The following is a 25416-nucleotide window of genomic DNA, read 5'->3' as shown; positions in this document are numbered from 1 at the left end:
GTTTGCCTTTGCCCAGTTTGACTTTTGTCGACAGCCGTGAATAATGTCAGCAAGGAGATGGCATGGCGATCCGACCGGCAGAACAGCTTATCCATAAGGCCGCCTGGCTCTACTATGCCCACGGCTTGCGCCAGGACCAGGTCGCCAGCCAGCTCAAGATTTCCCGAGCCTCGGTCGCCATGTATCTGCGCAAGGCGCGCGAGACCGGCATCGTCAACATCTCGACCTCGACCCAGCTTTTCACCGACGACGTCATGGCGCGCAAACTCGAAGACGCATTGAAGCTCGATGCCGTCTGGATAGCGCCGGAAAACGGCCATGTCGCCGATCCGTCGACCGACATCGCGGTGCTGGCGGCCAGCGTCTTTCTCGAACTGATCAAGAAGGGCGATCGCATCGGCGTCGCCTGGGGAAGGACCATCTATACGATCGCCGACATCATGTCCTATGCCGATCTGCAGGATGTCACGGTGGTGCAGCTCTGCGGCAATCTGGGAGCCCCCTATTCCTACCGCCCCGACCAATGCACCATGGAAATCGCCCGCCGGCTCAATGCCAAGGGACTCAATTTCTATGCGCCGCTGGTGCTGACGACAGAGGAACTGGCGCGCGGCCTGCGCGACGAGCCGGTGATCCGCGAGCAGTTGTCGGGCATCAGTGCGTGCAATCTGGCGCTTTACTCAGTCGGCACCGTCGACGCCGATAGCCATGTCGTCAAATGCGGCGCGCTGACTGCCAGCGAAATGGAGGTGCTGCGTCGTGCCGGGGCTGCCGGCGTCATCGCCGGTCAGATCATCGACGCGCAAGGCAAGGCGCTCGACTGCAGCTACAACAGGCGGATCATTTCGGCGGAGCTGTCATCGCTGCGCAAGATCGAGAAGCGTCTCGTTGTGGTGCAGGAGGACAGCAAGTTCGGACCGCTGGTGGCGGCGATCGCGGGTGGGCTATGCACGCATCTGGTGGTCGGCGCCCGGATGGCGCGACGGCTGCTCGACGATGTCGGACCGGCAGCAGAAAAGGTCGCCTAGAGAACACAAGCCGCGGACGCATTGTCATCAAGGCGTCCGCGGCATTCCTGTTTCACAACAAAACAACCGGACGAAGCGAACATGAAGAACCTGTGGAATGACGGCGACGCGGAGAAGCTGGTTGCCGACTATGCAACAAAGGGTGTGGCCCGCGACCTGGCGCTGCGCGTCTACACGACCAGGCTTCTGGGCGGCGAACCGCGGCTTGTCCTGCATGGCGGCGGCAACACATCGTGCAAGACAAAGGCCATCGATCTCGTCGGCGACGAATGGGACGTGCTCTGCGTCAAGGGCAGCGGCTGGGACATGGGCGTCATCGAGCCGCAGGGCCTGCCGGCGGTCAAGCTCGGCGCGCTGCTCAAGGCGCGGTCGCTCAAAAAACTCTCCGACGAAGACATGGTGGCGCTGCAGCGGGTGAACCTGATCGATCCGTCTTCGCCCAACCCTTCAGTCGAGACACTGCTGCACGCCTTCCTGCCGCATAAATTCGTCGACCATACGCACTCGACCGCCATCCTCGCCATTGTCGACCAGGACGATAGCGAGGCGCTGAGCAAGAAGGTCTTCGGCAACAAGATGGGGTTCGTGCCCTACATCATGCCGGGCTTCGACCTGGCGAAGGCGGCTGCCGATGTCTTTGACGCCGACCCGACGGTCGAAGGCCTGATCCTCGACAAGCATGGCATTTTCGCCTTCGGCGACGATGCCAAGCAGGCTTACGACCGGATGATCCATCATGTGAACCTCGCCGAGGATTTCATCGCCAGTCACGGCAAGCCGCGCAGCGAAAAAACCGCCTTGCCGGCCAGGCTGGCGAAGCCTGCGGAGATTGCGCCGATGCTGCGCGGCGCGGTGGCGGTGACGCGCGGCGAAGGCCGCTTCGACCGTATGATCAGCGATTTCCGCACCTCGGACGCGATCGTCGATTTCATCAATTCGGATGACATTGCCGACTATGCCGGGCGCGGTGTGTCGACGCCCGACCTGTCGATTCGCATCAAGACCGGACCGATGGCGTTGCCGGCGCCCGACGCGGACAAGATCGGCGACTACAAATCCGTCATTCGCCAGCATGTCGAAAAATTCGCCAGGGACTATCGCGCCTACTTCGAGACCAACGACGCGCTCGACGATGTGAAGCGCACTATGCTCGACCAGATGCCGCGCCTGACGCTGGTGCCGGGGCTCGGCATGTTCGGCCATGGCCGCACGCTGAAGGATGCGAAGATTGCATCCGACGTCGGTGAAATGTGGATCGAGGCGGTGCGCGGCGCCGAAGCAATCGGCGATTTCCATCCACTGTCCAAGGCCGACCTTTTTCCGCTCGAATACTGGTCGCTGGAACAGGCCAAGCTCGCCGCCAACAAGTCGAAGCCGCTGACCGGCCAAATTGTGCTGGTCACCGGCGGTGCCGGCGCGATCGGTGCCGCCACGGCAAAGCTGTTCGCCGACAATGGCGCTCATGCGGTCGTCGTCGATCTCGACGCGGCGAGGGCGACGGAGGCGGCAAAAAAAGCTGGCAACGGTGCGATCGGCGTCGGCGCCGACATCACCGACCCGGCGCAGATGCGCGCTGCCTTCGACAAGGCCATTGCCGTCTACGGTGGCCTCGACATCCTCGTCTCGAATGCCGGTGCGGCTTGGGAAGGCAGGATCGGCGAACTCGACGACGCCACTTTACGCAAGAGCTTCGAACTCAATTTCTTCGCCCACCAGTCGGCGGCGCAGAACGCAGTGCGCATCATGCTCGAGCAGGGCACCGGCGGCGTGCTTTTGTTCAACACCTCCAAGCAGGCGATCAATCCGGGTCCGAAGTTCGGCGCCTATGGCATGCCAAAGGCGGCGACGCTTTTCCTGTCCAGGCAATATGCTGTCGACTACGGCGCCCACGGCATCCGCTCCAATGCCGTCAACGCCGACCGCATCCGTTCCGGGCTGTTGACCGACGCGATGATCGCCAGCCGTTCGAGCGCCCGCGGGGTCTCGGAAAAGGAATATATGGCGGGCAATCTGCTCGGGCAGGAAGTGACGGCCGAAGACGTCGCCCAGGCCTTCCTGCATCAGGCGCTGGCAGAGCGCACCACCGCCAATGTGACGACGGTGGACGGCGGCAACATCGCGGCGGCGCTGCGGTAATGCATGTCGCTCAAAAGCCGCACATTTTCGAACGGTACGAACTGGACCGGACGGCTTGCGAATTCGGTCTTTCGTAGCTACATTGTAGCTCTCTTCAAGGAGCAGTAATATGGCAACGGAAACTGTGGTCCGCGCTCGGATCGATGCGGCGACAAAGGCACAGGCGACGGAAGCCTTGGCGGCAATGGGATTGTCCGTTTCCGACGCCATTCGCCTGCTGCTGGTCCGCGTCGCCGCCGACAAGGAGTTCCCCTTTCCGGTGAAGGTGCCGAACGCAACCACTCGAAAGGCCATGTTCGAATTGGAGCAGGGCAAGGGCAAGCGTTTCGCCTCGGCCGACGAGTTGTTCAAGGACTTGGAAATCTGATGTGCTGGCGCCTGTTCGATCCGGACAATTCCGCCGTGATGTGAAACGTGCCGAGAAGCGTGGCAAAGATCTTGGCAAGCTGCGCGAGCTGTTGGGCCTCCTGCTCGCCGGCGATGAACTCCCAGCGAGTTATAAGGATCATCCACTGAAGGGCGACTGGAAAGGCTATCGTGACGCTCACATCGAACCGGACTGGCTCTTGATCTATCGTGTCGCCGGCGATGAGCTACAGCTTGCTCGCACCGGGTCCCATTCCGATCTGTTCAATGAGTAGCCGAGGCGGGCACGCAACTTAGGATTTTTTGCGCTGCGGGCTGGAAACTTGCCATCCTCACCGCGGGACTATTGGACTGCAGGCTAAGCATGAAAACCCAACCCATGCGCACCCTTACCATATCCCTCACCCCGCAGCAGGCTGCCCGCCTGCAAAGCGCTGTCGAAGGCGGGGGATATGCCTCTAACAGCGAGATTGTCCGCGACGCCCTGCGCCTGTGGGAACAGCGCGAGGAATTGCGCGCATTGGAGTTGGAACATTTGAAACGGAGCCTATGCCGACGGCATGACCAGCGGCAAGCCGGTGAACGTCGAACCCGCCGAGTTCATACGCGGTCTGAAGGCAGAATGCCGCGCCCGTGGCTAGATATCGGCTCACGCCGACGAAGCAGGCATTCAGACCTGGAAAAGAGCGGCCCGAAAGCCGCTCGTCCCTTACGCCTGCGGAACGCTATTTCGCGTTGGGGTTCGGCATCCAGGCCGGCATCGCGACATCGGCATGGGCGAACTGCGGCAGCTTGGCCGAGAGGTCTTCCATGTTCTTGATGTCCTTGTCGATCAGGTCCTTCTGGGTGATCAGCGTCGGCGGCACGATGACGTTTTGGCCGGGGTCTTCGCCGGCCAAAAGCTGAGCCAGCGCGCGCACCGAAACCTGGCCGACGACGGCCGGGTTGGTGGCAGCGGTTGCCGCCCAGGCGCTGTCGGGCTCGCGCATCGCGGCGATGTCGGAGGTCGAGATGTCGGCCGAATAGATCTTGATGTCCTGCGACAGGCCGGCCTCGTCGACGGCGATCTTCACGCCCTTGGCGAATTCGTCATAGGGCGCGAACATCACCTTGATGTCGGGATTGGCCGACAGCACCGAACGGGCCTGGTTGGCGACGGAATTGGCGATCGGATTGTCGAGCGTGCCGAACATCGCCGCCTCGTTGATGCCCGGATATTTCTTCTTGAACTCGACCCAGGTCTCGTTGCGGCGGTCGAGCGGCGCAATGCCGGCGACATAGACGTAGCCGGCCTTCCAGCTCTCGCCATTGTCCTTGATTGCCTGCTCGAGCGCGAGGCGTGCAAGGTCGCGGTCGGACTGCTCGATCTGCGGTATCTTGGGGTTTTCGACATTGACGTCGAAGGCGACGACCTTGATGCCGGCGTCGACCGCGCGCTGGGCGGCGTCCTTCATCGATTCCGTCAAGCCATGCTGGATGATGATGCCCTGGACGCCAAGCGCGATGGCCTGGTCGACCATGTCCGCCTGAAGGGCGGCGTCCTGGCGGCTGTCGAGGACGCGCAGATCAACGCCAAGCGCCTTGGCCTGCGCTTCGACGCCGGACAGATAGGCCTGGAAGAAGTCGCCGGTCGAGAGATAGCGGACCAGCGCGATCTTGACCGCGCCGGGCTTGTCGAACGGCGCCGGCCTGTCCTGCGCCATTGCCGGGACCTGCATCAGCAGCGCAGCACCGGCAAGCCCGAGTGCTGCCTTCGTCAAAAGTCTTCTTGTGATCTTCATGGTGTCTCCTCCTCTTGTTGAATTCAAATTTCAGCCGGTCGAAAATCCTATCCGTCGAAATCCTACCTGTTGCCCCTGCCGGAAAGGGCGAAGGTGAAGACCAGGGCAACCACGAGAACCACGCCCTTGATGAAATCCTGCGTGTAATAGGGCGCGTTCATCATCGTCAGGCCCTGCAGCAGCACGCCGACAAACACCGCGCCGACAGCCGTGCCGAAGGCGTTCGGCTTGGCGGCGCCAAGAACCGCGTAGCCGATGAGCGCCGCAGCCACTGCGTCGAGCAGGAGATTATTACCCGAGGCGATATCGCCACGTCCAAGCCGGGCAGCGAGCAAAATGCCGCCGATCGAGGCAAAAACCCCCGAAATAACGTAGGCCCAGATCTTGTATGCCTTGACAGGCGCGCCGGCGAGCTCGGCAGCCCGTTGGTTGCTGCCGACCGCATACATCATGCGGCCGAAACGGGTGTATTCGAGAAAGAACCAGATCAGCACCGCAAGCACGAGCAGGACGACGACCGAAACCGGGATGAGGTTGGGGATGAAGAAATCGAAGCGGTGGCGGCCGAGCGCCAGGAAGGCGCGGCCGAACGTGCCGTTGGCGACCGAGCCGTCGGGCATCGTCATGCCGGTGGCGATCGAGCGGCCCTCGGTCGGGATGCGCTGCAAGCCGACGAGCAGGAACATCATGCCGAGCGTCGCCAGCAGATCCGGCACGCGCATATAGACGATCAGCCAGCCATTGATGAGGCCGACGACGACGCCGATCAGGAGACAGGCGACGACCGCAACGATGGCGTTCTGCTCCAGCACCACCATGACATAGGCGGCTGCCATCATGGCGCTGGTAGCGACCGAGCCGATCGACAGGTCGAAGCCGCCGACGACCAGGGTGGCGGTGACGCCGAGCGCCAGCACGCCGGTGATGGCGACCGACTGGAAGATGAAGACGGCGCTCTGCGGCGAGACGAAGCCATCGGCGGCGATGGCGAAATAGGCGATCAACCCGAACAGCAGAACGATGAAGCCATAGCGGATGGCATGGTCGCGCGCGGCTGCCATCCTTACCCAACCCGAACTCATGCCCTCTCCATTCCACGTCCCATTACTGCCCGCCTCACGCTGCACTGTGCAGCGGCCCGCCCGCCACTTCGGCCAGCAGCCGCTCGAGGTCGATGTCGGCATTGCGATGTTCGCCGACGATTGTCTGCTCCGACATCACCAGGATGCGGTCGGCGGTCTCCAGCGCCTCATCGAGCTCGGTGACGAACAGCAGCGTCGCACGGCCGTTGGCGCTCGCCCGCAGCTTGGCCGCGATATCGCGCCTGGCTGAAATGTCGACGCCCTGAAACGGCTCGTCCAGGATGAACAGTCTTGCCGCCTGCGACATCCAGCGGGCGACCATCACCTTCTGCTGGTTGCCGCCCGAAAGCGCCGACATTTCGTCCTTCTCCGAGCGGCAGACGATGCCCAATTCCTGGATTTGCCGGCGGGCGATGGCGCGCTCGACGCGGCGCTTGAGGACGCCCAAACGCGACATCCGCCTGTGGAACGGCAGGCTGATATTTCCCTGGATGTTGAAGTCGCCGACGATCCCGTTTTCGCTCCGGTCCTTGGCGACGAGAAAGACGCCGGCGGCGATCGCCTCGCCTGTCGACCCCGGTGCATAGGCTTTGCCGTTCAGCACCATGGTGCCGGACAGCGGCTTGCGGACGCCAAACAGCGTCTCGGCGAGCGCTGTCTTGCCGACGCCGACGAGGCCGGTGATGGCAACGACCTCGCCGTCGCCGAGCGTCAACGAGATCGGCCTGGAACCTTCGGCAATGCGCAACCCGTCGATCGTCAGGACTGGCCTGGCCGAATTCCTGGCGACGATCCGCTCGAGGTGGATCTTGCGGCCGAGCATGGCGTTGACCGCGCCTTCATAATCGAGCGGCTTGCCGTCGAAGACGCCTGAGACGACGCCGTCGCGCATCGAGACGATCCGGTCGGCAAGCCGCCTGATGTCGGACATGCGGTGCGAGATGTAGAGGATGGCGACGCCCTGCTCGCGCAGCCTGTCGAGCAGCGCGAAAAGCCGGTCGGCCTCGGCGCTGGACAAGGACGAGGTCGGCTCGTCGAGGATCAGCACCTTCGGCTGATGCGCCATGGCGCGGGCAATCGCCACCATCTGGCGATCGGCCAGCGAGAGATCGCTGATCCGGGCCTTCAGGTCGATCATCAGCCCCATGCGGTCGGCAACCGCCTTTGCCTCGCGGCGCACCCGGCCCGGATTGAACAGGGTCGGCGCGCCGCTGCCGCTCAGCCTGTCGAGCGTCAAATTGGTGGCGACGTCGAGATCGGTGACGACACCGTCATTGATGTTCTGATGGACGGTGACGACGCCGGCGCGGATCGCCGCCGCCGGCGTGTTTGGCGCGAAGTCGTGCGGCGCGAAGTTTTGGCCGGCAAGGCTCATCGTGCCGCCGTCGCGCGGGTAGACGCCGCTGATGATCTTGACCAGGGTGGACTTGCCGGCGCCGTTGGCGCCCATCAGCACGGTCACTTCACCGGCATGCAAATCGAGCGAGACGCCGCCAAGCACCTCGATAGGGCCGAAGGATTTCCTCAGGCCGTGCACGCGGAACACGGCATCATTGCCCATTCGTTCCTCCCTGGCGACGACGCTATGGGCTGTTCCGGCAATTGTCAACACGATTGACAATTGCCAGAGGGCTTCCTAGCTTGGACCAACCGTGATGGCTCCACTAAGATGAGAGCACGTAAACGGGAGGTGAGGATGACTGGGAAATTGCCGTTCGAAGCACTGTCGGTCGAAACACTGGCGGCACGCCTCGGCGCCAACGCGGCGCTGTGCTCGCATATCGGCAAGGACACGAGCCGCTGGAAGGTTCGCGAGGTCGGCGACGGCAATCTGAACCTGGTGTTCATCGTCGAGGGTGCGCAGGGTGCGGCCGTCGTCAAGCAGGCCCTGCCCTATGTCCGCCTGGTCGGCGACAGCTGGCCGCTGCCGCTAAAACGCTCCTTCTTTGAATATCACGCGCTGACCCGGCAGCAGGCGAGAGCGCCCGGTTCGGTGCCGGCGATCCATCACTTCGACGAAGGCCAGGCGCTGATCATCATGGAGTACCTGTCGCCGCACATCATCCTGCGGCGGGCGCTGATCGAGGGCCGGCAACTGCCCAACATCGCCAGGGACATCGGCCTGTTCATGGCCCGCACCCTGTTTCGCGGCTCCGACCTGCATATGGCGACCAGGGATCGCAAGGCCGATCTGGCGCTGTTCGCCGACAATGTCGAGCTTTGCGACATCACCGAGAACCTGGTGTTCTCGGACCCGTATTTCGATGCCAAGATGAACCGGCATACGAGCCCGCAGCTCGACAGCATCGTTGCAGAATTGCGCGCCGACCGCGACCTCAAGGTCGAGGCGCAGCGGCTGAAGCACATTTTTGCGGCAAATGCAGAGACGCTGCTGCACGGCGACCTGCATTCCGGCTCGATCATGGTCACCGAGACAGAAACGCGGATGATCGATCCCGAATTCGCCTTCTACGGCCCGATCGCCTTCGACGTCGGCATGCTGCTCGCCAATTTCTGGATGGCGTTCTTCTCGCAGCGTGGCCACGAGCAGAACGGGAAGCGCGACACCATGCGCGCCTATCTGCTCGACGTCACGGTCGACACATGGTCGGTGTTCCGCAGCGAGTTCTCGCATCTGTGGCGAACCGAGCGCACCGGCATGCTCTACCAGAAGAGCCTCTTCGAGGATCAAGGCGACAGGCTTGGCGCCGAACAGGCGCTCGACCACATGCTGCACCAGGTGTGGACCGACATGCTGGGCTTTGCCGGCGTCGAGGTGCACAGGCGCATTCTGGGCCTCGCGCACAACGCCGATTTCGAGACCATTGCCGACGCCGATCTGCGCGCCACATGTGAGGCAAAGGCGCTGAAATTCGGCCGTCACATCGCCGTCAACCGGCGCCAGATCCACAGCATCGACGAGGTCAACAAATTGGCCGCACTGATCGAACGGGAGAACAGGATTTGAACGTCGGCGACCGCCACTATCGCACCATCTGGCTGAGCGGCGACGGCCGTTCGGTGGAGATCATCGACCAGCGCTGGCTGCCGCATGATTTCCGCGTCGAAAAAGTCGGCACCGTTGCCGGCATTGCCACGGCGATCCGCGACATGTGGGTGCGCGGCGCGCCGCTGATCGGCGTCACCGCGGCCTATGGCGTCGCCATGCAGATGGCCGACGACCCATCCGATGCGGCACTCGACGGCGTCTGGGAGGTCTTGCACGAAACCCGCCCGACCGCGATCAATCTGCGCTGGGCGCTCGATGAGATGCGCAATTTCTTGCGGCCGCTTCCATCTGGACAGCGCGCCGAGGCGGCTTACCGGCGCGCAGGCGAAATCGCCGACGAGGATGTCGGCCTCAACCGCGCCATCGGCGTCAACGGGCTTGAAATCATCAGGGAAATCGCAGCGCGAAAAAAACCGGGCGAGCCGGTCAACATCCTGACCCACTGCAATGCCGGCTGGCTGGCCACCGTCGACTACGGCACCGCCACGGCGCCGATCTATCTGGCAACGGAAGCCGGCATTCCCGTTCATGTCTATGTCGATGAAACCCGCCCGCGCAACCAGGGCGCCCAGTTGACCGCATGGGAGATGGCCGGCCACGGCGTGCCGCATACGCTGATCGTCGACAATGCCGGCGGCCATCTGATGCAGCGCGGCCAGATCGACATGGTCATCGTCGGCACCGACCGCACCACCGCCGACGGCGATGTCTGCAACAAGATCGGCACCTATCTGAAGGCGCTGGCCGCCGCCGACAACGACGTGCCGTTCTATGTCGCGCTGCCGTCGCCAACCATCGACTGGACGGTGGGTGACGGGCTGGCCGAAATCCCGATCGAACAGCGTTCCAGCGACGAGGTCTCACTGGTCTGGGGCAAGACCGCGAGTGGCGAGATTGCGCAGGTCCGCATCTCGCCGGAGACGACGCCCGCGGCAAACCCGGCCTTCGACGTGACGCCGGCGCGACTGGTCACCGGATTGATCACCGAACGCGGCGTCGCCAGGGCTTCGCGGGAGGGCTTGAAGGCGATGTTTCCCGGACGGGGATAATCCTGCTCCCGAATACTGCTGAAACGGTTGGCAGCGGACCCTAAACATCAAGACTGACGGCTCGCCGGGCCGCCACCAGCTAGCGCAGCCGACGGCGCGGGACTACGGAATTGGCTCTCGTGAACGCGTTCGTCCCAAACGGGTTGCCAAGCCATGGTAGTGTGATTATACCAGTTACTAAGGTGACGATCGGCAGGGCCATCGTTGGAGATCAGGAGCACGGCTGGATGACAACGATTGCGCTGTTTGGTGCCGGCGGCAAAATGGGTTACCGCCTGTCGACCAATTTTCGCGGCTCTCCTTACATCCTACGCCATGTCGAGGTCAGCGACGCCGGCCGCGAGCGGCTAAAGACCGGGCTGGGCATCGACGCGGTCAGCGCCGATGAAGCCCTGAACGGCGCCGAGGTGGTTATCCTGGCGGTTCCCGACACCCATATCGGCAAGGTCGCGGCCAGCATCGAGGGCAAGCTTGCGTCCGGCACCATGGTGGTCGTGCTCGACGCCGCAGCGCCTTTCGCCGGTCATTTGCCGAAGCGGCCGGACCTGACCTATTTCGTCACCCATCCCTGCCATCCGCCTATCTTCAACGACGAGACCGACATGGCGGCCAAGAAGGACTATTTCGGCGGCGTCAAGGCCAAGCAGCATATGGTCAGCGCGCTGATGCAGGGACCGGAGGAGGATTTCGCCAAGGGCGAAGCGATCGCCAAGATCATCTGGGCACCGGTGATGCGGTCGCATCGAGTCACGGTCGACCAGATGGCGCTGCTCGAGCCGGGCCTTTCGGAGACCGTCTGCGCTTCGCTGCTGGTCGTGATGAAGGAAGCGGTCGACGAGGTCGTCGCGCGCGGAGTCGACCAGCAGGCCGCGCTCGACTTCCTGCTTGGCCACATGAATGTGCTCGGCGCCGTCATCTTCGGCGAGACCAAGGGCGTGTTCTCCGACGCCTGCAACAAGGCAATCGAGTTCGGCAAGCCGGTGCTGATGCGCGACGACTGGAAGCGGGTCTTCGAGCCGGAAGAGATTGCAGCGAGCATCCAGCGCATCACCTGAAGGCGGAAGCCGCCTTTCCTTCTCCTCTCGTAGAAGAAGGTACAGGCGCGTCCTATGTCACCGCGGTGACCCTGCCCGCCTCATCGAGGCGACAGCCGACTCGCGCCTGCCGAACCTCGACGCCGCCTTGTCTTGCATAGTGTATGCGCACCTCGATCGGCGCCGTGAGCGCGCCCCGACGTTGCTGCAACGGGCCCGCGCTTACCGCGTGAACAAGCACGGCGCCAAGCGGCGTCGCGGCCGACGCGATCGCCGTGCGGCAGGCGCGCACCACAGCTGGTGGGATACCGGGTTTGGCTTTCAGTGGCGCCATAAACGGATAGCCATAGGTGATCCGCGCCGACGCGTTGCGACCAGTTCCGGAAGGCCTGAGCTTGCGGGGCAGGATGGCGAATTGACTCGCAGCCTTGGCCTTGGTGGTGGCTGGCGTGATGCCGGCATTGCTGCTCGCGGCTTGCCCAGCGCCCAGCGCCGGGTTGCCTGGCTTACCTCCTGGGGCGGTGCCCGATGCGGACGAACGGTCGCCCACCCCGACACCTGTTGACAGGCCGCCGCTTGCGCCGCCGAGGTTGCCGCTGACGCCAAGTCCGGCACCGAACGATCCCTTGCCCGCGCCGAGCGATCCGCCAAGGCTTGCTCCCCCTACTCCATCGACGCTCGAGCCGCCCGCCACCGAGGCGCCTTTCGGGCCGGCGCTAAGGCCAGCACCGACCCCGACACCGCCAAGTTTGCCGCCAAGCCCCGCCTCAAGAGCCGAGGCAGGGCAAATTGCGATCGCGACGGTCAATGCGGCTGCGACGTATTTGTTCATCACCATATTCCTCCTGCGGCATGTATTCGGCCCACGGAAATGCCCTTCACGATCACCCCTCGCTAGGGAGCGCCGAGCTTCGGCGGTCGCGTCGGGAGCAACGCGTCGGGAAGCGCGATGGTCGCCACCAGAATAGGTCGCGATGGTTTTTTGGCCTTCACTTTGTGGTTTTCCCGCAACCCCGATTGACGGGCTGGTCGCGAGCGCACGGACACATCTGCACGCGAAGTTGCGACGGCACGCGCTTTCGGAACGCGGTTGATACGCTCGCTGCGACGCTCTTCCCGGGCCTTTTCAACGTCAACCGCCTTTCGAGCGGCGCTGAGCTCGCGGGCCAGGCCGATGGCCTTGTTGCGCTCCTGCTCCAACGCCACGCTCAGCTCCATCGAGACGCGGCTCGCTTCCTGCCTTGCCGCGTCGCGTTCCCGCCGGGCGCTGTCGCGATCACGAGCAGCTGAATCTGCCCGTTCGCGCTCCACTTCGAGTGCGTCGCCAGCTCGCTTCAAAGCCGCCTCGGCCACCTGTCGTTCCCTGATGGCGTCGGTGCGCGCAGCCGCAGCCAGATCCGCGCTTGTCTTAAGCGCGTCGATGGTCTGGCGCGCCGCGGTGAGTTCGCGTTCGAAGCGCTCAGCCTTGTGCCGCTCCTCATCCAGCGCTCGCTGCGCCTCTGCCACAGAGGCCGCCATGGAGTGACGCGCTTCAAGCATAGCGGCCTTCTCGTGATCGGCGAGAGTGGCTTTGGCCTTCAAGCCTTTCACTTGGCTTTGCGCCACTTCCAGATCGAGCGCCAGCTCTTCGGCCCATCGCCGCTGCTGTTTTAGCGCCTGTGCTTGTTCAGCCATCATGTCGGCTACCGCACGCGCCTGCGCACTGGCATCGCGGGCGCCGCGCTGCATCACGGCCAGTTCGGCTCGCGCCGCCGCCAAATCGCGGCCGTCATGGTCAGCGCGAGCCGGGTCACCGCGAGCCGGCTGCACGCTCTTCCTGAGCGCGTCGACTTCCCTTAGCGCCGCAAAGAGCTTTTGTTCCAGCGTACCGCGGTCAGTCCGCATCGCATCGAGTTCCCGCACCAAGGCGTCAGCCCGTTGACGCGCCGTCGCAAGGTTCTGATTGTGTCGCGCGGCATCGTTGCGACCAGTCTGGCGAGCCGCAAGTGCTTCCGCGCGCGCTGCCGCAATTTCCATGCGAGCGGCGGCTAGCTCATTCAGCAATGCCCCTTGCAGAGTTTGCTGCTGCTCCGCAGCAGGCTGCCGAGATGTGTGGGAACCGTGCACGCCCGGTTGCGCCTCGGCCTGGCCGTTCTCGACACTGGCGCGTTGCGAAGCCACGGCCGAAGAGCCGTCGCTGGCTGCGTCAGCCGGCGGTTCGGGCGCTTCTTGTTTGACCTCCACCGAAGCTGTGAGGTCCGAAGGCGATCTTTGTATCAGTTTGACGGTTATGTCAGCCCGTTCCTGACGGCCGCTCCTGGCTTGCAAGCGATCGGAAATCAGCTTTGCCAGCTCCTCCTCACGCAGACCTGCGGCGGCAATGCTGCCGATCAAGGGAAGGTCAAGCGTGCCAGTCGAGTCGATGATGAAACTATGGTTGAGCTGCAACGCTTCCAGAACGCCGTCGCGCAAGGCAGTCCACTGCCAAACGTGCAGTTCGATCGTGTCTCGCGGAGCAAGTCTGTCGTCAGCCTTCGGCCGACCGTGTGCCGCAGATCCCAGCAGCAGGATGATACACAACGAAATGAGGCACAGCATGGCGCTGCAGCTCCTGCCGCGCATGCCACGCAATGAAGCTGAATGCCGTCGGTCAGCAAAGCTTGGCGCGGGGCTGCAGGATGGCGGCCTGAAACGCTGCACAAAAGACATAGCTGAACCTCACCGGCAACGCGACCCTTGCCGCGAACGGATTTCATTAGAAAAACAGTGCGCAGGCTGGGGTAGGGAGAAATTCCACAACCACGACGCGACACTAGCAAAGCCTGCTCGTACCCGCTGAGCACCGAATAAGGCTTAGGAGTGTCTACTCCTTACTTAAATTATTGCGCCCTCACCCGCGTATCATACTCCTTAAGGTGGTGGTTCTCCGACCTGGCCAGATGCAGGCGCATCGTAGGGAACGAAGTATCGCTCTTGGTGGGATGACTCTCCGGTGGCGCTTGCTGCTCATCAGATACATATCATCTGAATTTGTGGTTGACTCATTATACCAGTTGGCTTAGCTGTTGGATTGGCTTTGGCCAGCCGAGGCCGGGCTGAATATTCGGCAGGCGGCAGGTGGAGGGGCAGGCTGAAGACGGAACCGAGCCGGATGATCCGCCCGGGTGAGCCGGCAAATGACCCGATCCGCGACACCGGACGCGATCCGCCTGACAAACTGGAATGCATTTCAGCCTGGGCCGCGGAAGCACAGGCTTTTTCAAATGGGAGGAAATCATGAAACTCACTCGCAGAATGACATTTGCGGCTTTTGCCGGCATGCTGGCGCTGGGCACTGCGGCACCCGCCTATGCGGCGGATCTCATTGCCATCATCACGCCCTCGCACGACAACCCATTCTTCAAGGCAGAAGCCGTCGGCGCGGAAGCCAAGGCCAAGGAACTCGGCTATGAAACGCTGGTGCTAGTCCATGACGACGACGCCAACAAGCAGTCCGAGCTGATCGACACGGCGATCGGCCGCGGCGCCAAGGCGATCATCCTCGACAATGCCGGCGCCGACGCCTCGGTCGCCGCCGTGCAGAAGGCCAAGGACGCGGGCGTTCCGTCGTTCCTGATCGATCGCGAGATCAACGCCACCGGCGTCGCCGTCGCGCAGATCGTCTCCAACAACTACCAGGGCGCCCAGCTTGGCGCGCAGGAGTTCGTCAAGCTGATGGGCGAGAAAGGCAATTACGTCGAGCTGGTCGGCAAGGAATCCGACACCAATGCCGGCATCCGCTCCAAGGGCTATCACGACGTCATCGACGACTATCCGGACCTGAAGATGGTGGCGCAGCAATCGGCCAACTGGAGCCAGACCGAGGCCTATGCCAAGATGGAATCGATCCTCCAGGCCAACCCGGACATCAAGGGCGTGATCTCCGGCAACGATACGATGGCGATGGGCGCCCATGCCGCCCTTGCCGCCGCCGGCCGCAAGGACGTCATCGTCGTCGGCTTCGACGGATCGAATGACGTGCGCGACTCGATCGCCTCTGGCGGCATCAAGGCCACGGTCCTGCAACCGGCCTATGCGCAGGCGCAGATGGCGGTCGAGCAGGCCAACGACTTCATCAAGAACAAGAAGTCTCCGGCCGAGGAAAAGCAGCTGATGGACTGCGTCCTGATCAATGGCGACAATGCCGCCAAGCTGGAAACCTTCGCGCTGACCAACTGAGCCGGTGTGACATCAATCGCAAGGGACGAGCTTCCGGCTCGTCCCTTGCTTCCATTTCCCGGGTGCCCTGACCGCCATGCCGAACAAGCCGACATGTTGAACAAGCTGACTTGGGCGACCGTTGCCGCGATATTTGGCATCAGCCTGACTGCCTGCAAGATCCTGCCGACACCGTCCGCGGAAGATGGCGGCAATGCACCGGCCTTCAATGCGGACAAGATGGTCGGCGATATCTGGGCTGCCAAAATGCTGCCCTATCTCCAGCAGAAGGCCGGATCGTTTCCCGAGGTTCACGCCCTGGCGAAAGCCGATCCTGCGGCTGCCGGCGCCAAGTATGGCAATCCGAAGAAGCAGGCGAATTCGCCGTGGACCTTCGCGGTTCGCCTCCAAGGCAAGATTGTTGCGGCGAACACACAGTCACGCGCGGCAACCATGGATGTCGATGCCGACGGTGACGGCAAGGCGGATGCACGGGTGCAGATCGGACCCGCGATGCGTGGCACCGCGCTGCGCGACAGCCTCGACTTCATCCAGTTCAACGATTTCACCAATCAGATCGACTTCGCCCAGTTCGGCAAGGCGTTCAACATCCATGCCGACAAGACGGTGCTCTCGAAGCTGCCGCGCGAAGCGCTGGAGGGCCGCAGCGCCAGGGTTGTCGGCGCTTATGTCATGGGCAGCGGCCAGGACTTGCCGCTGGTGACCCCGGCGGAGGCAGAGGTGGGGCCGAAGCCATGACTGCCGCCGGCGATCATGATGTCATCCTGAAGCTGGAAGACGTCTCCAAGGTCTATTCGGGGACAGTCGCGGTCAAGCGCGCGAATTTCGAAGTGCGCAAGGGCGCGGTCAACGTGCTGGTCGGCGAAAACGGCGCCGGCAAATCGACGCTGATGAAGATCATCGCCGGCGTCGAACAGCCGACGCTCGGCCGCATCCTCCTGGAGGGCGAAGAGGTCTCCTTCTCCTCATCCGGCGACGCGGTGAACCGCGGCATCGGCATGGTGTTCCAGGAGTTGAACCTGTTCGGCAACCTGACGGTGGCCGAGAATATTTTCGCCACCCGCGAGATCACCAACCGGTTCCGCAAGATCGACAGCCGGGAACAGGAGCGCCGCGCGGCGGAATTTCTCGAGCGCCTGCAAGCCGGCATCCGGCCGGACATGCTGGTCGAGGATTTGCGCATCGGCCAGCAGCAACTGGTCGAGATCGCCAAGGCGGTTTCGCTCGATGCGCGCATCCTGATCATGGACGAACCGACCTCGGCGCTGAGTGCGGCGGAAGTCGAGATTCTGTTCAAGGTGATCGCCGACCTCAAGGCGCGCGGCGTGGCGATCGTCTACATCTCGCACCGACTCGAGGAACTGATCCGCATCGGCGACTACATCACCGTGCTGCGCGACGGCCGCATCACCGGCCAGGAGAAGATGAAAAACGTCGACACGCAATGGATCGTGCGGCAGATGATCGGCTCCGACGCCAAGGACTTCGCCAAGGCCGACGGCCATGTTCCGGGCGATGAGATCTTCCGCGCCGAGGACATCTGCCTGCCGCGCGTGACCGGCGGGCTTGCGGTCGATCATGTCTCGCTGTCGCTGCGTGCCGGCGAGATCCTCGGCATATACGGCCTGATGGGCGCCGGTCGCAGCGAGCTGTTCGACTGCATCATGGGGCGCCACGGCCATGCCACCGGAACGATTTTCATAGCCGGCAAGAAGGTCAGAGAACGCGACACCACGCGGCGCATCCGACGCGGGCTGGCGCTGATCCCCGAGGACCGCCAGCGCGAAGGTCTGGTGTCGATCCTCTCGGTCGCCAGCAATCTGACGCTGGCCAGCCTGTCGCGGTTTGTGCGCCTGTTCCATATCAGCGGCGCCAAGGAAAACCAGGCGGTGACGCAGATGGTGCGGGAACTGGCGATCAAGGTCGCCGATCCGGCGCAGGAGGTCTCGTCGCTGTCGGGCGGCAACCAGCAGAAGGTGGTGATCGGTAAGGCGCTGCTCACCGGACCGAAGGTGCTGTTGATGGACGAACCAAGCCGCGGCATCGATGTCGGCGCCAAGGCCGACGTCTTTCGCACCATGCGCAAACTGTCCCGCGACGGGCTGGGCATTCTGTTCGCCACCTCCGATCTCGACGAGGTGATGGCGCTGTCCGACCGCATCGCGGTGATGAGCAATGGAAAACTGACCGGCATGTTCGATCGCGCCGAGGCGACGGAGGCGGCACTTGTCGCCGCATCGGCGCTTGGCCACGGGCCGGTCCCGCACTTGGAGAGCCACGCCCATGACTGACATCCCGGCCAAGGCTTCGGTTGCCTCCGCCTCGAGCGGCTCCGTGCTGCTGACGCTGATGAAGGCGAGGACGTTCATTGCGTTGATCGCCGTCCTGATCTTCTTCTCGATCGCGGCGCCGAATTTCCTGTCGGCCGCCAACCTGATCCTGATGTCGAAGCACGTCGCGCTGAACGCCTTCCTCGCCATGGGCATGACCTTCGTCATCATCACCGGCGGCATCGACCTCTCGGTCGGCTCGATTGTCGGCCTGTGCGGCATGGTCGCCGGCTATCTCGTGCTCAACGGCATCGACCTGCAGGTCGGCTACACGATCTATTTCAACGTCTTCGAGATCGCACTGATCACGCTGGCGGTCGGTATATTGATCGGCGCCGTCAACGGATTGCTGATCACCAGGCTGAATGTCGCGCCGTTCATCGCCACGCTCGGCGTGCTCTATGTCGCACGCGGCCTGGCGCTGCTGTCGTCGGATGGCCGCACCTTTCCGAACCTCGTCGGCAAGCCCGATCTGGGCACGACGGGGTTCGGCTTCCTCGGCGCCGGCCGGCTGCTCGGCCTGCCGGTCTCGATATGGATTCTTGTCGTCGTAGCAGTTGGGGCGGCCTATCTGGCCAAATACACCCCGCTCGGCCGCCACATCTTCGCCGTCGGCGGCAACGAACGGGCGGCGCGGATTTCGGGCGTCAGGGTCAATATGGTGAAGATGTTCGTCTACATGTTCTCCGGCTTCTGCGCGGCGGTCGTCGGGCTGATCATCTCGTCCGAACTGATGGCCTCGCATCCGGCGACCGGCGAAAGCTTCGAGCTCAACGCCATCGCCGCGGCGGTGCTCGGCGGCACCTCGATGTCGGGTGGCCGCGGCACGATCGGCGGCACCATCGTCGGCGCCTTCGTCATCGGCATCCTTTCCGACGGGCTGGTGATGATGGGGGTGAGCTCGTTCTGGCAGATGGTGATCAAGGGCTTGGTCATCATCGTCGCCGTCGTCGTCGACCAGGCGCAGCGCCGGCTGCAGAGCCGGGTGACGCTGATGCAGATGGCAAAGGCGGGCTGACCCGTGGCGGAACTGCGAGGAGCGCTGATCGGCTGCGGCTTCTTTGCCGTCAACCAGATGCATGCCTGGCGCGACATCGACAGCGCCTCGATCGTCGCCATCTGCGACCGCGACCCGGAACGGCTCAAGGTGGTCGGCGACCAGTTCGGCATTGAGCGACGCTACACAGACGCGGCGGCACTGTTTGCCGGCGAAAGCCTGGATTTCGTCGATATCGCCACCACCGCGCCGAGCCATCGTTCGCTTGTCGAGATGGCTGCACAGAACCGCGTTCCGGCGATCTGCCAAAAACCATTCGCGCCGTCGCTTGCCGACGCCAAGGCCATGGTGAAGGCATGCAGCGATGCCGGCGTGGCGTTGATGGTGCATGAGAATTTTCGCTGGCAGTCGCCTATCCAGGCGGTGCGCGCCGTGCTCGACAGCGGCGACATCGGCACGCCCTTCTTCGGCCGGATCTCGTTCCGCTCGGCCTATGATGTGTTTTCCGGGCAGCCCTATCTGGCAACGGGAAAGCGCTTCATCATCGAAGACCTCGGCATCCACAGTCTCGACATAGCCCGCTTCCTGCTGGGCGACGTTTCGACGATCACGACCCGAACCGCTCGCATCAACCCCAACATTGCCGGCGAGGACGTCGCTACCATGCTGATGGACCACAAGAGCGGTGCAACGTCCGTGGTCGACTGCAGCTATGCGACCAAGCTCGCCATCGAGCCGTTTCCGCAGACGCTGGTCGAGATCGACGGCAGCGACGGCACGATCCGGCTCGAGCAGGATTACCGGCTCACCGTCACCGGCAGGAACGGAACGGCGGTCAGCGACGTCTCGCCGCCGCTGCTGCCCTGGGCATCGCGGCCGTGGCACAACATCCAGGAAAGCGTCGTCGCCATCCAAAAGCACTGGGTCGCTTGCTTGGCGAGCAAAACCGAGCCGGCAACCTCGGGCGCCGACAATCTCAAGACCTTGGCGCTTGTCGAGGCCGCCTATGCGAGTGCTGCGAGCCGTGAGCCGGTGCAGATCGACACGCTGCTGAGATGACCGCCGACGCCTTCCTCCTCTATGGCACGCGCGCGGTCGAGGCCGAGCCGGTCAGGCTGCGCGCCGGCGCACTCAGCGCCGACTTCGTCAACGGCAATCTGCGCACCATCCGCCATGGCGGCATCGAAGTGCTGCGCGCCATAGCCTATATCGTCAGGGATCGCGACTGGGGCACTTACGAGCCGACGCTTGCGGACCTGACTATCGACCAAGATGCCGACACTTTCTTCGTCAGCTATTCGGCAAGCTGTGTCGGGCCGGGAGGAAGCCGGCTCGACTTTCGCGCGACGATCAAAGGTTCCGCCGACGGCCAGCTGATTTTCGACGTGAGCGCGCTTCCCGAAAACGCTTTCGAGACCAATCGCTGCGGCTTCTGCATCCTGCATCCGATCGCCGGCCTGGCCGGCAGCCCGGTCACTGTCGAGCACACCGACGGCAGCGTCGTCGCAACGAAACTTCCTGAGCTGATCGACCCCTGGCAGCCTTTCAAGGATCTGCGGGCGATCACGCATGAGGTCCGGCCCGGCGTCACCGCGGAATGCCGGATGGAAGGCGATGCGTTCGAGATGGAGGACCAGCGCAATTGGTCGGACGCGTCCTACAAGACCTATGTCCGGCCGCTGGCGCTGCCTTGGCCCTACATGCTGCCCGCCGGCCAGACTGTGCGCCAGACGAAGGCTGCGTGTGACCGGCGGCGGCAGGGTGCCGGCTGCCGCAGCAACCGCCGAGCCGGTCCGAGTCGAACTCGGCGAAACCGGACCGCTGCTGCCGGATATCGGCGTGATCATCTATCCGGACGAGGTCGAGACGGCGCTGGCAAACCTGCCGACACTGTCCGCGCTCGGCCCGCAGCAGCTGATGTTCCATTACGATCCAACGCGGGGCCATGGCCTCGACGCCTTGCAGTCCTTTGCCCGGCTCGCCGCAGACTACCCGGTCGAGACGACGCTCGAATGCGTCGTTTCCTGCGTTGGCGATCTCGATGCCGAGCTCTCAGGCGTCGCCGGCATGGTGCGTCAGGCCGGGCTGAAACTCTCGGCTATTGCCGTCTCGCCTTCGGTCGACCGGCAGTCGACGCCGCCGGGCAGCGCATGGCCTGAATGTCCGCCGCTTGAAGATGTCTATGCCGCGGCGCGCCGCGCCTTTCCCGACATCCGCCTCGGCGGCGGCATGTTCAGCTATTTCACCGAACTCAACCGCAAGCGCGTTCCCGCCGATCTGCTCGATTTCGTCAGCCACTGCACCTGCCCGATCGTGCACGCCGCCGACGATCTCAGCGTCATGCAATCGCTGGAGGCACTGCCTTTCATCACCCAATCGGCGCGGGCGATCTTCGGAGCAAAACCCTACCGGATCGGCCCATCGACCATCGCCATGCGGCAGAACCCCTATGGCGGCGCAACCAAGGCCAATCCGCACAATCAGCGCATCGCCATGGCCGACCGGGATCCGCGCAATGCCGGGCTGTTCGCGGCAGCATGGACGATCGGCTATGGCGCGCGGGTCGCGCCGGCCGGGCTGGAGATGCTCACGCTGTCCAGCTTCAGCGGACCGTTCGGCGTGCTGGCGGCATCCGGGGAACCTGTCGGCGAAGGTGAACCCCGGCCGATCTTCCAGGCCGTGCAGGGGCTTTGCGAACTGGCCGGCTTCAGACAAGTGGCGGCGAGGACGAGCGATGAGACGCGGGTGCTCACGCTGGCCGGCCGTTCTGCCGCGGGCCAGACCATCATGTGGCTGGCGAACCTGACGGCGAGCGAAGTGACGGTTGATATTTTCGGGTTCGAACGAGGCCGCCTTGTGATGACGCCTTACGCGATCACCCGGATCGGGTGAATCAGCTGCCGGAATTCATCACATAGAGCGCGCGCGAGCGCTCGAGGTGCTTGATCATCGCCTTCTCGGCGCCGTCCGCATCCTTCTGCTCGATGCGGCCGATGATCTCTTCGTGCTCGGTCAGCGTAAAATTTTCCTTGCCGGTCCAGATCAGCATCTCGGTGTGATACTCCTTCAGCCAGCCAAGCATCGCTTCGCTGACTGCGACATAGATCGGGTTGCCGGATATCGCCGCGATCTGGGTATGAAACTTCATATCGGCGGATATGAAGGCTTCGGAATCGCCGCGAAAGCTCCGCTGTTCGGCAACGGTTGCCCGCAACCGCTGCACGTCCTCGGCGGTGGCCTTTTCGGCGGCTTCCCTGACCATGCCGCGTTCGAAGAAGATGCGCGCATTCTTGAGGTGCTCCAGCGTGTCCTTCGACGACGACAGGATGATCTTGGCGGCGCCGTCGACCTGCTTGATGATCGACTTGGCGGTCAGCTGAAGCACCTTCGCCCGCTCGCCATGCGAGATCGCGACAAGGCCCATATTGCTCAACGCCTGCATCGCCTCGCGGATCGCCGGCCTGCCGACCGCGAAGCGCTCCATCAGCTCGCGCTCCGACGGCATGTCGTCGCCCGGCTGCAATTCGCCGCTGGTGATCAAGCGCTTCAGTCGCAAAAACACTTCGTCGGAAAGTTTGCGCCGGACGATCGGCTCCGAACGGTTCATCGTCGCGAATCACTCCCTTGACCGGTTCTGTTTAGCATCGTCATCACGAATCTCGGAATGCTCGGCCGAGCAGGATATCGCTTGCAATACTTATGTACTCATTATACCAGATTTCGAAGATCAGGGAACTTTTTTCGGACTATGATCACCCTCACCTATCGCATCGAAACCCCAGGCAGCATCGAGGCGCTGGCGGCCAAGATCGCCAGCGACCAGTCGACCGGAACCTTCGTCGCGCTGGCCGGCGAGACCGAGGAGCTCAAGGCCCGGGTGGCGGCGCGCGTATTGGCGATACGGCCTCTGCCGGACTCCGATCGCCCGTCCCTTCCCGAAGCCGGCGACGGGCCCTTCAAGCGGGCGGATGTCGACATCGCATTTCCGCTTGATGCCATCGGCACCGATCTTTCGGCATTGATGACCATCGCCATTGGCGGCGCCTTTTCGATCAAGGGCCTGTCCGGCATTCGCGTCGTCGATATGAAGCTGCCGGAGGAATACCGGGGTGCGCATCCGGGTCCGCAATTCGGTGTCGCCGGCAGTCGCAGGCTGACCGGCGTCAGGGATCGCCCGATCATCGGAACGATCGTCAAGCCGGCGCTTGGGCTGCGCCCGCACGAGACGGCCGAAATGGTCGGTGAGCTGATCGACGCCGGCGTCGATTTCATCAAGGACGACGAGAAGCTGATGAGCCCGGCCTATTCGCCGCTGTCGGAACGGGTGAAGGCGATCATGCCGCTCGTCCTCGACCATGAGCAGAAGACCGGCAAAAAGGTGATGTATGCCTTTGGCATCTCGCACGCCGACCCGGACGAGATGATGCGCAACCATGATCTGGTGGCGAAGGCCGGCGGCAATTGCGCCGTGGTCAACATCAATTCCGTCGGCTTCGGCGGCATGGCTTACCTGAGAATGCGCTCCAGCCTGGTGCTCCATGCCCACCGCAACGGCTGGGATATCCTCACCCGCCACCCCGGTCTGGGCATGGACTTCAAGGTCTGGCAGCAGTTCTGGCGGCTGCTCGGCGTCGACCAGTTCCAGATCAACGGCATCGCCTCGAAATACTGGGAGCCGGACTGGTCCTTCATCAGTTCCTTCGAGGCGGTGACCACGCCGATCTTTTCGCCGGAGGATTGCGCGCTGCCGGTCGCCGGCTCCGGCCAATGGGGTGGACAAGCCCCCGAAACCTACCGGCGAACCGGCCGAACGGTCGATCTTCTCTATCTCTGCGGCGGCGGCATCGTCAGCCATCCTGACGGACCGGGCGCCGGCGTACGCGCCGTGCAGCAAGCTTGGCAAGCGGCCGTCGATGGCATACCGTTGGCGGACTTCGCCCTGAGCCACCCGGAACTGGCGCGGTCGATCGAGAAATTCGGCGACGGCAAAGCGGCCTGACGCCATGCAAAGCCTGCTTCTGAGCTATTATGGCGATGATCTCACCGGCTCGACCGACGTCATGGAGGCGCTCGAGCTCGGCGGCGTGCCGACCGTGCTGTTCATGCGTCAGCCGGACGAGGCCATGCTTTCGCAGTTCGGGCATTGCCGTGCCATCGGCCTGGCCGGCACCAGCCGAAGCGAGACGCCGCAGTGGATGGACATGCACCTCAACCGCGCCTTCGCCTGGCTGAAGACCCTGAACGCCGAGATCTGCCACTACAAGGTCTGCTCGACCTTCGATTCCAGCCCGGCGATCGGCAGCATCGGCCGGGCTATCGAGATCGGCCGCTCGGTTTTTAGCCAGGACAACGTGCCGCTGGTGGTCGGCGCGCCGCAGCTCAAGCGCTACACCGCCTTCGGCCATCTGTTTGCTGCTTACCGCGACAAATATTTCCGTATCGACCGCCACCCGGTGATGAGCCGACACCCGACCACGCCAATGGATGAATCCGACCTGCTGATCCATCTGTCGCGCCAGACCGACCTCACCTCGGGGCTGGTCGACTTGGCGACGCTGCAGTCGGCATCGCGCTCGGAAGCGTTCGATCGCTTGCTCGCCGATGGCACCAACATCGTGCTTTTGGATGTCGCCAGCCTGGAAAGTCAGGCGCTTGCCGGCAAGGAGATATGGCGCGTTCGCCGGCCGGGCGCATTCGTCGTCGGCTCTTCGGGCATCGAATATGCGCTGCTGGCCGAATGGGCCGCCAACCGGACCGTCCGTGCCGAGCCCAGTTTTTCGCCGCCGGGTGCGGCTGACCGGATCGCAGTGGTCTCGGGCAGCTGCTCGCCGACGACGGAACGACAGATCCGGCATGCTTTGACGGACGGTTTCGACGGCGTCGCGGTGGACCCTGTCGAACTGGTTTCCGAGGCCTCCAGCGATGCGATTGCGCGCGCGGCAGCAAGCGGACGTGCCAGCCTCGAAGCCGGTCGCAGCGTCGTCCTCTACACCGCCCTCGGTCCCGCAGCCGACCGGGGCGCCGAAATCGATCGGCAGGAAGGCGCCCGCCACAAGCTTGGCCGCGGCCTCGGCGAACTTCTTCGCGAGCTGACGATCGAACAGAAATTGCAGCGCGTGGTCATTGCCGGCGGCGATACGTCAAGCCATGCGCTCGGCCAGATGGGCGTCGATGCGCTGACGGTCAGGATGCCGCTGCCCGCCTCGCCGGGCTCGCCGCTTTGCGTCGCCCACTCGCGCGTCAAGGCGATCGACGGACTGGAGATTGCGCTCAAGGGCGGGCAAGTCGGTACCGATCGCTATTTCTGCGCCATCCGCGATGGGCTCGGCGGCTGACAGCAGGCGCGCTGGATTTGCCTGATCTCACGACGGCGCGGTTACCAACACACGATAGCTGCCCCACATAA

The 25416-nt window shown here is 63.5% G+C and carries 21 protein-coding genes and 3 pseudogenes; 17 read left to right on the top strand and 7 right to left on the bottom strand.

Going from position 1 to position 25416, the window contains the following annotated elements; genetic code table 11:
* Nucleotides 1-62: 62 nt before the first annotated feature.
* From AC0L2Z_RS00985 to AC0L2Z_RS00965, 5 genes and pseudogenes are all read left to right on the top strand, one after another.
* Nucleotides 63-1028: a sugar-binding transcriptional regulator gene (locus AC0L2Z_RS00985; protein ID WP_473626307.1), complete on the top strand. Its 966-nt coding sequence runs from the start codon at nt 63-65 to the stop codon at nt 1026-1028.
* Nucleotides 1029-1109: 81 nt separating this feature from the next.
* A complete protein-coding gene (locus tag AC0L2Z_RS00980; protein ID WP_473626305.1) occupies nt 1110-3164 on the top strand; it encodes a bifunctional aldolase/short-chain dehydrogenase in 2055 nt (684 codons plus the stop codon).
* Between the two features lie 109 nt (nt 3165-3273).
* Nucleotides 3274-3531 (top strand): type II toxin-antitoxin system RelB/DinJ family antitoxin, encoded by a 258-nt coding sequence (locus AC0L2Z_RS00975; RefSeq protein WP_023800222.1) that lies wholly within the window; start codon nt 3274-3276, stop codon nt 3529-3531.
* Nucleotide 3532: 1 nt separating this feature from the next.
* The gene (locus AC0L2Z_RS00970) at nt 3533-3805 is read left to right on the top strand and encodes a type II toxin-antitoxin system RelE/ParE family toxin (RefSeq protein WP_023800221.1); all 273 of its coding nucleotides are present in this window, start codon (nt 3533-3535) and stop codon (nt 3803-3805) included.
* A gap of 104 nt (nt 3806-3909) precedes the next feature.
* Nucleotides 3910-4171, top strand: a pseudogene (locus tag AC0L2Z_RS00965) (type II toxin-antitoxin system ParD family antitoxin).
* Between the two features lie 84 nt (nt 4172-4255).
* Here AC0L2Z_RS00965 and AC0L2Z_RS00960 read toward each other — a convergent pair.
* The 3 genes from AC0L2Z_RS00960 to AC0L2Z_RS00950 form a co-directional block, all read right to left on the bottom strand.
* Nucleotides 4256-5311, bottom strand: coding sequence for a substrate-binding domain-containing protein (locus AC0L2Z_RS00960; protein WP_473626304.1), 1056 nt, complete (start codon nt 5309-5311; stop codon nt 4256-4258).
* A gap of 62 nt (nt 5312-5373) precedes the next feature.
* The gene (locus AC0L2Z_RS00955; protein ID WP_287171745.1) at nt 5374-6393 is read right to left on the bottom strand and encodes an ABC transporter permease; all 1020 of its coding nucleotides are present in this window, start codon (nt 6391-6393) and stop codon (nt 5374-5376) included.
* Between the two features lie 34 nt (nt 6394-6427).
* Complete coding sequence (locus AC0L2Z_RS00950; protein WP_473626303.1) at nt 6428-7954, bottom strand: sugar ABC transporter ATP-binding protein; 1527 nt, start codon at nt 7952-7954, stop codon at nt 6428-6430.
* A 135-nt stretch (nt 7955-8089) separates the two neighbouring features.
* On the opposite strand from AC0L2Z_RS00950, the gene mtnK reads away from it, so the two are divergent.
* The 3 genes from mtnK (at nt 8090) to AC0L2Z_RS00935 (ending at nt 11507) form a co-directional block, all read left to right on the top strand.
* A complete protein-coding gene (gene mtnK / locus AC0L2Z_RS00945) occupies nt 8090-9361 on the top strand; it encodes an S-methyl-5-thioribose kinase (RefSeq protein ID WP_473508876.1) in 1272 nt (423 codons plus the stop codon).
* Entirely contained in the window at nt 9358-10452 is a 1095-nt protein-coding gene (gene mtnA / locus AC0L2Z_RS00940; RefSeq protein WP_128171942.1) for an S-methyl-5-thioribose-1-phosphate isomerase, read from the top strand. Before mtnK ends, mtnA begins: the two co-directional genes overlap by 4 nt.
* A 227-nt stretch (nt 10453-10679) precedes the next feature.
* On the top strand, nt 10680-11507 hold the full coding sequence (locus AC0L2Z_RS00935; RefSeq protein ID WP_287119751.1) for a phosphogluconate dehydrogenase C-terminal domain-containing protein: 828 nt from the start codon (nt 10680-10682) through the stop codon (nt 11505-11507).
* A gap of 52 nt (nt 11508-11559) precedes the next feature.
* Here AC0L2Z_RS00935 and AC0L2Z_RS00930 read toward each other — a convergent pair whose 3' ends face one another.
* The 3 genes and pseudogenes from AC0L2Z_RS00930 to AC0L2Z_RS00920 all read right to left on the bottom strand — a co-directional run.
* Complete coding sequence (locus AC0L2Z_RS00930) at nt 11560-12318, bottom strand: hypothetical protein (protein ID WP_473626301.1); 759 nt, start codon at nt 12316-12318, stop codon at nt 11560-11562.
* A 62-nt stretch (nt 12319-12380) separates the two neighbouring features.
* Entirely contained in the window at nt 12381-13217 is an 837-nt protein-coding gene (locus AC0L2Z_RS00925; protein ID WP_473626638.1) for a hypothetical protein, read from the bottom strand.
* 591 nt (nt 13218-13808) lie between these two features.
* Nucleotides 13809-14063: pseudogene (locus AC0L2Z_RS00920) on the bottom strand (polysaccharide biosynthesis/export family protein); the annotation flags it as partial.
* Here AC0L2Z_RS00920 and AC0L2Z_RS00915 point away from each other — a divergent pair.
* The 7 genes and pseudogenes from AC0L2Z_RS00915 (at nt 14062) to apnL (ending at nt 21902) form a co-directional block, all read left to right on the top strand.
* Nucleotides 14062-14304 (top strand): hypothetical protein, encoded by a 243-nt coding sequence (locus AC0L2Z_RS00915; protein WP_473626299.1) that lies wholly within the window; start codon nt 14062-14064, stop codon nt 14302-14304. The pseudogene AC0L2Z_RS00920 and the gene AC0L2Z_RS00915 overlap by 2 nt on opposite strands.
* A 437-nt stretch (nt 14305-14741) precedes the next feature.
* The gene (locus tag AC0L2Z_RS00910) at nt 14742-15683 is read left to right on the top strand and encodes a D-ribose ABC transporter substrate-binding protein (protein ID WP_031255363.1); all 942 of its coding nucleotides are present in this window, start codon (nt 14742-14744) and stop codon (nt 15681-15683) included.
* 93 nt (nt 15684-15776) lie between these two features.
* Nucleotides 15777-16421, top strand: a complete 645-nt coding sequence (locus AC0L2Z_RS00905) for a DUF2291 family protein (RefSeq protein ID WP_473626298.1) — start codon at nt 15777-15779, stop codon at nt 16419-16421.
* Nucleotides 16418-17974: a sugar ABC transporter ATP-binding protein gene (locus AC0L2Z_RS00900; protein WP_473626297.1), complete on the top strand. Its 1557-nt coding sequence runs from the start codon at nt 16418-16420 to the stop codon at nt 17972-17974. Before AC0L2Z_RS00905 ends, AC0L2Z_RS00900 begins: the two co-directional genes overlap by 4 nt.
* Complete coding sequence (locus tag AC0L2Z_RS00895) at nt 17967-19031, top strand: ABC transporter permease (protein ID WP_023800208.1); 1065 nt, start codon at nt 17967-17969, stop codon at nt 19029-19031. Before AC0L2Z_RS00900 ends, AC0L2Z_RS00895 begins: the two co-directional genes overlap by 8 nt.
* Nucleotides 19032-19034: 3 nt before the next feature.
* Nucleotides 19035-20069, top strand: a complete 1035-nt coding sequence (locus tag AC0L2Z_RS00890; protein WP_473626296.1) for a Gfo/Idh/MocA family protein — start codon at nt 19035-19037, stop codon at nt 20067-20069.
* A pseudogene (gene apnL, locus AC0L2Z_RS00885) lies at nt 20066-21902 on the top strand (D-apionate lactonase). The gene AC0L2Z_RS00890 and the pseudogene apnL overlap by 4 nt, the downstream one beginning before the upstream one ends.
* A gap of 1 nt (nt 21903) precedes the next feature.
* On the opposite strand, the gene AC0L2Z_RS00880 reads toward apnL, so the two are convergent.
* Nucleotides 21904-22617, bottom strand: coding sequence for a transcriptional regulator NanR (locus AC0L2Z_RS00880; RefSeq protein WP_419696137.1), 714 nt, complete (start codon nt 22615-22617; stop codon nt 21904-21906).
* Between the two features lie 141 nt (nt 22618-22758).
* Here AC0L2Z_RS00880 and oiaX point away from each other — a divergent pair, with 141 nt between their 5' ends.
* Nucleotides 22759-24009 carry a 3-oxo-isoapionate-4-phosphate decarboxylase OiaX gene (gene oiaX / locus AC0L2Z_RS00875; protein WP_473626295.1) on the top strand — a complete coding sequence of 417 codons (1251 nt, stop codon included), beginning with the start codon at nt 22759-22761 and terminating at the stop codon, nt 24007-24009.
* Nucleotides 24010-24013: 4 nt separating this feature from the next.
* Nucleotides 24014-25345: a four-carbon acid sugar kinase family protein gene (locus tag AC0L2Z_RS00870; RefSeq protein WP_473626294.1), complete on the top strand. Its 1332-nt coding sequence runs from the start codon at nt 24014-24016 to the stop codon at nt 25343-25345.
* The last annotated feature ends 71 nt before the right edge of the window (nt 25346-25416 follow it).

The sequence above is a fragment of the Mesorhizobium sp. WSM4850 genome, assembly GCF_055811735.1.
This window is presented reverse-complemented; position numbering and strand designations above follow the sequence as displayed.

What these genes read in the sequence shown, in the direction of transcription:
- AC0L2Z_RS00985 (WP_473626307.1), top strand. Translation starts at nt 63, where the DNA reads ATGGCGATCCGACCGGCAGAACAGCTTATCCATAAGGCCGCCTGGCTC.
- AC0L2Z_RS00980 (WP_473626305.1), top strand. Translation starts at nt 1,110, where the DNA reads ATGAAGAACCTGTGGAATGACGGCGACGCGGAGAAGCTGGTTGCCGAC.
- AC0L2Z_RS00975 (WP_023800222.1), top strand. Translation starts at nt 3,274, where the DNA reads ATGGCAACGGAAACTGTGGTCCGCGCTCGGATCGATGCGGCGACAAAG.
- AC0L2Z_RS00960 (WP_473626304.1), bottom strand. Translation starts at nt 5,311, where the DNA reads ATGAAGATCACAAGAAGACTTTTGACGAAGGCAGCACTCGGGCTTGCC.
- AC0L2Z_RS00955 (WP_287171745.1), bottom strand. Translation starts at nt 6,393, where the DNA reads ATGAGTTCGGGTTGGGTAAGGATGGCAGCCGCGCGCGACCATGCCATC.
- AC0L2Z_RS00950 (WP_473626303.1), bottom strand. Translation starts at nt 7,954, where the DNA reads ATGGGCAATGATGCCGTGTTCCGCGTGCACGGCCTGAGGAAATCCTTC.
- mtnK (WP_473508876.1), top strand. Translation starts at nt 8,090, where the DNA reads ATGACTGGGAAATTGCCGTTCGAAGCACTGTCGGTCGAAACACTGGCG.
- AC0L2Z_RS00935 (WP_287119751.1), top strand. Translation starts at nt 10,680, where the DNA reads ATGACAACGATTGCGCTGTTTGGTGCCGGCGGCAAAATGGGTTACCGC.
- AC0L2Z_RS00930 (WP_473626301.1), bottom strand. Translation starts at nt 12,318, where the DNA reads ATGAACAAATACGTCGCAGCCGCATTGACCGTCGCGATCGCAATTTGC.
- AC0L2Z_RS00915 (WP_473626299.1), top strand. Translation starts at nt 14,062, where the DNA reads ATGGCGCTGCAGCTCCTGCCGCGCATGCCACGCAATGAAGCTGAATGC.
- AC0L2Z_RS00910 (WP_031255363.1), top strand. Translation starts at nt 14,742, where the DNA reads ATGAAACTCACTCGCAGAATGACATTTGCGGCTTTTGCCGGCATGCTG.
- AC0L2Z_RS00905 (WP_473626298.1), top strand. Translation starts at nt 15,777, where the DNA reads ATGTTGAACAAGCTGACTTGGGCGACCGTTGCCGCGATATTTGGCATC.
- AC0L2Z_RS00900 (WP_473626297.1), top strand. Translation starts at nt 16,418, where the DNA reads ATGACTGCCGCCGGCGATCATGATGTCATCCTGAAGCTGGAAGACGTC.
- AC0L2Z_RS00895 (WP_023800208.1), top strand. Translation starts at nt 17,967, where the DNA reads ATGACTGACATCCCGGCCAAGGCTTCGGTTGCCTCCGCCTCGAGCGGC.
- AC0L2Z_RS00880 (WP_419696137.1), bottom strand. Translation starts at nt 22,617, where the DNA reads ATGAACCGTTCGGAGCCGATCGTCCGGCGCAAACTTTCCGACGAAGTG.
- oiaX (WP_473626295.1), top strand. Translation starts at nt 22,759, where the DNA reads ATGATCACCCTCACCTATCGCATCGAAACCCCAGGCAGCATCGAGGCG.
- AC0L2Z_RS00870 (WP_473626294.1), top strand. Translation starts at nt 24,014, where the DNA reads ATGCAAAGCCTGCTTCTGAGCTATTATGGCGATGATCTCACCGGCTCG.